This is a genomic window from Acinetobacter lactucae (genome assembly GCF_013344765.1).
Classification (GTDB): Bacteria; Pseudomonadota; Gammaproteobacteria; order Pseudomonadales; family Moraxellaceae; genus Acinetobacter; species Acinetobacter lactucae_A.
The window spans coordinates 1-5,675 of the sequence record NZ_JABVBF010000202.1; the positions used below are offsets into that span (position 1 = coordinate 1).

Sequence of the window (5,675 nt, forward strand, 5' to 3'; positions counted from 1 at the left end):
TCTTTATTTCTCCAAATACGCCAATTTTAAGAAAGTTTCTATTTAGAAAACTTGATATTACTCATCATATTATGGTGTTGCAAAACTATATAAATATTATTTTAAAATCCCATCCAGGTATCTATGATGTGATGTGGTGGGAAGAGAATGAATTCCGATGTGTAGCCACCGATTGATGTAAGAAGTAAAGTTTAAGACTTGAATGTTGTGATAAGTAAAACAAAATTGTTAGAGACTATATTGGTGAATAGGAGCTAAGCGCTTACTATATCTACAATATCAAGTGGTCAGATCAATATGCGAAATTCAGCTTGGAAAGGATTGCGTAAGTTTTTTTATAATAATCTCCATAACCATGACTATGAAACTGCGATAAGTAAAAGCATTAACTATTTTTTAGTTGTCTTAATTATTGGTAATGTCGCTGCGGTTTTATTGGAAACAGTAAATGATCTGTACTCAAATTATCGTATTTGGTTTGACTACTTTGAGAATATTTCAATCGCAATTTTTAGTATCGAATATCTATTAAGATTGTGGAGTGTTGCAGATCGAGATACTACACAATCCGCATGGAAAACCCGCTTGAATTGGATGAAAAGTGGTGAAGCAATTATTGATTTGATGGCAATTTTGCCAGCTTATCTGAATTTCTTTGTAAGAATCGATCTTCGTATGCTTCGGATTTTGCGTTTACTTCGTTTATTAAAATTAACACGCTATTTCATTTCACTACAGATACTGTTATGCGTGATTAAACGTGAAAAGGGGTCTTTTCAGGCAGTTATCTTTATTTTAATCATCATGATTATTATGACTGCTTCTGGAATTTATGTGGTTGAAAATAAGGCTCAACCAGAAGCTTTTAGTTCAATACCTAAATCTATGTGGTGGGCAGTGGTTACCTTAACTACGGTGGGCTATGGTGATGTCACTCCTGTAACCAACTTAGGAAAGCTATTAGGAGCACTTATTACTATTTTGGGCGTTGGTATTGCGGCATTACCAGCCGGTATTTTGGCGTCTGGACTCGCAAATGAGCTTAATCAACGTAATCAAAGACTGGAACAAGAGTTTCGTGAGTTACTTCAAGCACGAGGTATTGATATTTTACATGATGAAATTGAAATAGAACGAATCCGTCAAAAAGTAGGATTACCAAAAGAACAAGCGCATAATCTGATTATTCAAATTATGCGTGAAAAAGTATTAGAGCAAGAAGAGACGGTTCGAGAGAAAAAATGTTATTGCCCGCATTGTGGTGGAAAGCTAACTGATTAGAAGTAATAAGTTAGCCTAAGCTTTTATTAAGCTTTTTTGCTGGCTTTTTCTACTGCAAATGCAATAAGTAGAATGATCAGACCACCGAGGCTTAAAACAAAACCTACCCAGATTGGTGCGATCCAACCCATTTGGTGACTGAGTACCCAGCCCCCTAAAAATGCACCTAATGCATTGGCTATATTAAAGGCAGAGTGGTTGAGTGATGCTGCTAAGGTCTGAGCATCGCCTGCGACATCCATTAGACGAGTCTGTAATGCTCCACCTAATCCCATTACCGTGAGACCAATTAAGAATAAAGAGGCAATAGCAGTATAGATATTACTCATTAAGAAGCTGGCAACCACAAATGCGATCGCTGAACTAATTAATACACCTACAATCGTTTTGTTAAGGTTTTTATCTGCAAGCCATCCTGCTGCTAAGCCACCAATAACCATACCGATACCCCAAATAGCCAAGGCGATAGGAACGATTTGAATATTAACTTGTGTATATTCAGTCAAAATTGGGGAAACATAACTATAAACAGAAAACATGCCTCCAAAACCAATGGCGCCTACCGCTAGTGTTAACCACATATTGATATTTTTAAGGCCAGCTAATTCAGTTTTTATACTGGCGGTAGCTTGGACTGGAATATTAGGTACAAAGAAGCCAACAGCAATTAAAGTGACAAAAGCAATGGTGGCTGAAAACTCAAAACCTGCTCTCCAACCAAAGTTTTGGCCTAACCAAGTTGCTAGAGGAACACCAATTACAGTTGCCACTGTAAGACCCATCATCATTTGAGCAACAGCAGAGGCTCTTCGCGAGGGACCTGCTAGTTCAGCGGCAACTAAGGCACCGACGCCAAAATATGCTCCGTGTGGTAAACCTGCAATGAAACGTGAAATTAAAACAGTTTCAGGAGTATGAGCTAACGCCGTACAGGCATTCGCAACTCCATAAAAAAGCATTAAGCCAAGCAACAAAGTTTTTCTAGGTACTTTAGCTCCAAGAATAGCGATGATGGGAGCACCAATAACTACACCTAATGCATAAGCACTAATAAAGTGGCCAGCTTCAGGTACTGTAATACTTAAATTATTTGCAATTTCTTGAATCAGTCCCATTGCGACAAATTCAGTAGTTCCAATACAAAAACCACCTACAGCGAGTGAGAAAATTGCTAAAAAGAGAGAATAGTGTTGAGGTGTAGATAGGGGAGATTGCTTGGACGCCATATAAGTTAAGGGAAGACACAAAAAAGAAAGTATAAGGGAAAAGAGAACAGAATAATAAAAAACTAAAATATTGAGAAAATGATTACATATTTCTTCTAACATAAAAATTAAATTTATTAATGATAATAAGAATTATTTTTATTTGTGTATACTGTATGCGCTTATATTTTGTCTGAAATTTTTTAACTTTGCATACAACAGGATTTTGTAATAATGAATAGATTTCTAATGACGTCACTTGCATTTATATGTACAACAGGCTTTGCTCACGAACCTTATGTAGCACCTATAGCTTATAAAACCGAACAAACCCAATTGCCCGTAATTGCTGGTTATGCTGAAGAAGCATTAAATAGTGAATATGCTTTAAAGGACGCGAAACTTACTGTAATTACACCTAAAAAAGAGCTTAAAACTGTCAACTCAGAAGCTCTGCTTAAGTCTGCAACTGTATTTGATGTAGATCTACCTGATGAAGGTACATACATTGTTCAAACTCAGGCGAGTTACCCTTTAAAATATGTATATGACCAAAAAGCTTGGCATCTTTTTTTTGATATGCCAGCTGACAAAGCTCCACCTAAAGCCGAACGTGAATATTTAATTCCAGCTGATCTTAAAACAAAAACAATTAAAACAGAGCAAGTAACACGTGAGTGGATCTTGCAGAGTTATCTTTCTAAAGGAAAAGTTTCAGATATTCAGCTTCCAAATACACCGATTAAAGTTGATTTCTCTGTACATCCAAACCAGATTAAAGCTGCTCAACCTGTTAAATTAGCTATAACGGAAAAAGGACAACCTTTAGCATATGCTGAAGTTAATTTAAGAGAAAAAGGCGCAACTGACAAACGAGTCCAGCAGTTTAAAGCAGAAAGCAACGGTCAAGTTGTGCTTAGCTTTCCAAAAGCTGGAGAGTATCTTGTAGAAGTAACAGCTCCCCTAAATTTAAAGGTAAAACCTAAAAATCAAAGCTATACGATTATTAGCTTAAATGCGTTAGCACAGTAATTATTACTTTTCATAAGAATTAGACCTAGATCGGGTCTATTTTTTAATAAGAGTCTTTTCATCTTCAAATAAGTAAGAATTACAAACTTTTCTAAAGCATACACAATCGTATCTACGGCTCTAAATTAAAAAAATCATTTACCAGAATAATTTTGAAAAATATTTTATGTTGAGGAAAACTAATTAATTTTATGATAAGATGAATACTATTCATTAATGAAGATTTATCTACAGTTCTCCTATTTGTTGAAAGGCAAAGATCAGATTAAGACATTTATAGATAAATCTATTGTTCAGGCTTGGCCCATGTTAGAAATTCGTCATCTTAAAACCTTAGTTGCCTTACGTGAACACGGTTCATTAGTTTCAGCAGCTAACGATCTTTGTTTAACACCATCTGCTATTTCTCATCAATTGAAAGAATTAGATCATTGGTATGGGGTAGAGGTTGTTAATCGTCGAAGCAGACCTGTTAGTTTTTCTAATGTTGGACAACGCTTATTAAAGTTAGCCGATGATGTTTTGCCGCAAATTCAGATTACACATAGTGATATCACACGAATTGTGCATGGACAGACAGGTAGAATTATTTTTTCATCGGAATGCCACAGTTGCTTTGATTGGTTAATGCCTTTGTTAAATCAGTATCGCCAGCAATACCCAGATGTTGATTTAGACTTTGCTTCGGGGTTTGAGGCCAATCCACATGAACTCTTACAAAATGCAGAATTTGATTTGTTGATTACAGCAGACCCAATTGCGTTAAAAGGAATTGAGTATTTTCCAATTTTTGAATATGAATCACGTTTAGTCTTATCAAATACCCATCCTTTGGTGCGGGCTGAAAATATTACAGTTCAAGAGTTGGCCGAAGAAGTTTTAATTACTTATCCAGTTGATAAGCACCGTTTAGATATCATGTCTAAACTTTTCATTCCTGCGAATATTCAGCCTAAGCAAATACGAACAACAGATTTAACTCAAATGCTTATTCAGCTTGTAGCAAGTGGGCGAGGTATTGCTGCTTTACCTGATTGGGTCGTAAATGAATATGAACAAAAGGGTTGGGTCACAAGCCGCCGTTTAGATTGTGTTTCTCCTACAGGGTTAAGACGAACTTTATATGCAGGTTATCGAACTGAAGAAAAAGAGAAAAGTTATTTTGAAGGATTTTTAAAGCAGTTAGAAAAGTTCTCTTTAAAACGAAATGCCTATTATTCTGGCTAAAACAATGAATTAGCCTAAGTGTAAAAAAGGTGCTTAACTGCACCTTTTTTATCTCGACTTCTTATTTACCAATAAATAAAGAGAGTAAGCCTGCTGCAATCAGAGGGCCGACCGGTACACCACGGAGTAAAGCAACACCAGCAACCGTACCAATGAGTAAGCCTGCAACCACATCGGGTTGGCTCGACATTAGTTTTACTCCACGACCACCCAACCAAGCAACTAATAGGCCAATTGCGATAGCCATAAGCGACTTAATACTGATAAAGGACTTTAAAATACTCTCACCGCTGAGCTTGCCACTTGCAATAGGGGTAAGTACGCCGATGGTTAAAATAAGAATTCCTAAATTAAGACCATGAGCTTGAATATAAGGGAAAAACTCACTTAATGGCGTAATTTTAATGACAATCAGCACACCTGCTGCGATTGTTACAGCTGCATTTTGACTTAATAAGCCGCAGACAAGCAGAACGAGTAGAACAACTAAATTAACATCAAATTGGGCAAGCATGGCGAGCTGGGAGAAATGTAAATAAATGGAATTGTATAATATTTAAGTGTTGGAATGTGAAAGCTTTAAAAGATATAGCTGATTTTCAGCACTTCTTAGTTAAAAATTGATTGTATATCTCTCAATGATAAGGAATTTTAATTTCTATTTACGCTTGGAAACAATGTTATATAAATTAACAAGTTAAAAAAAATAGTTTTTTAAAATTGTGATATAAAAATAGTCATTACTCATGAGAGCAGGATATTTTATGGACATTATAGATATCAAGATCAAAGATCAGTTCGATAAGATTCATGATGCAAAAGCACAACTAAAGAAAAATTTAGTGGAACATGAAAATGAATCTTTAAAACTAAGCCAACGTATTGAACATATTATTGTTGATAATGAAATTATTTTGCCTACTACAGAAT

Annotated in this window: 6 protein-coding genes and 1 pseudogene; 5 read left to right on the plus strand and 2 right to left on the minus strand. The window is 35.7% G+C overall.

The genetic code is table 11. From position 1 onward, the window contains the following. Both HUN22_RS18240 and HUN22_RS15260 read left to right on the plus strand, forming a co-directional pair. A pseudogene (locus HUN22_RS18240) lies at window positions 1-176 on the plus strand (hypothetical protein); the annotation flags it as partial. A gap of 121 nt (window positions 177-297) precedes the next feature. Beyond that, complete coding sequence (locus HUN22_RS15260; protein WP_174731057.1) at window positions 298-1,281, plus strand: ion transporter; 984 nt, start codon at window positions 298-300, stop codon at window positions 1,279-1,281. 26 nt (window positions 1,282-1,307) lie between these two features. Here HUN22_RS15260 and HUN22_RS15265 read toward each other — a convergent pair whose 3' ends face one another. Then, window positions 1,308-2,507, minus strand: coding sequence for an MFS transporter (locus HUN22_RS15265; protein WP_174731060.1), 1,200 nt, complete (start codon window positions 2,505-2,507; stop codon window positions 1,308-1,310). 213 nt (window positions 2,508-2,720) lie between these two features. On the opposite strand from HUN22_RS15265, the gene HUN22_RS15270 reads away from it, so the two are divergent. Both HUN22_RS15270 and HUN22_RS15275 read left to right on the plus strand, forming a co-directional pair. After that, the gene (locus tag HUN22_RS15270) at window positions 2,721-3,518 is read left to right on the plus strand and encodes a DUF4198 domain-containing protein (protein WP_217488200.1); all 798 of its coding nucleotides are present in this window, start codon (window positions 2,721-2,723) and stop codon (window positions 3,516-3,518) included. Between the two features lie 306 nt (window positions 3,519-3,824). Continuing rightward, window positions 3,825-4,745 (plus strand): LysR family transcriptional regulator, encoded by a 921-nt coding sequence (locus HUN22_RS15275; RefSeq protein WP_002122195.1) that lies wholly within the window; start codon window positions 3,825-3,827, stop codon window positions 4,743-4,745. A 61-nt stretch (window positions 4,746-4,806) separates the two neighbouring features. Here HUN22_RS15275 and HUN22_RS15280 read toward each other — a convergent pair whose 3' ends face one another. Continuing rightward, complete coding sequence (locus HUN22_RS15280; protein WP_174731063.1) at window positions 4,807-5,259, minus strand: DUF441 domain-containing protein; 453 nt, start codon at window positions 5,257-5,259, stop codon at window positions 4,807-4,809. Window positions 5,260-5,509: 250 nt separating this feature from the next. On the opposite strand from HUN22_RS15280, the gene HUN22_RS15285 reads away from it, so the two are divergent. Next, on the plus strand, window positions 5,510-5,675 hold a 166-nt coding region (locus HUN22_RS15285; protein ID WP_174731066.1), incomplete at its 3' end, for a hypothetical protein.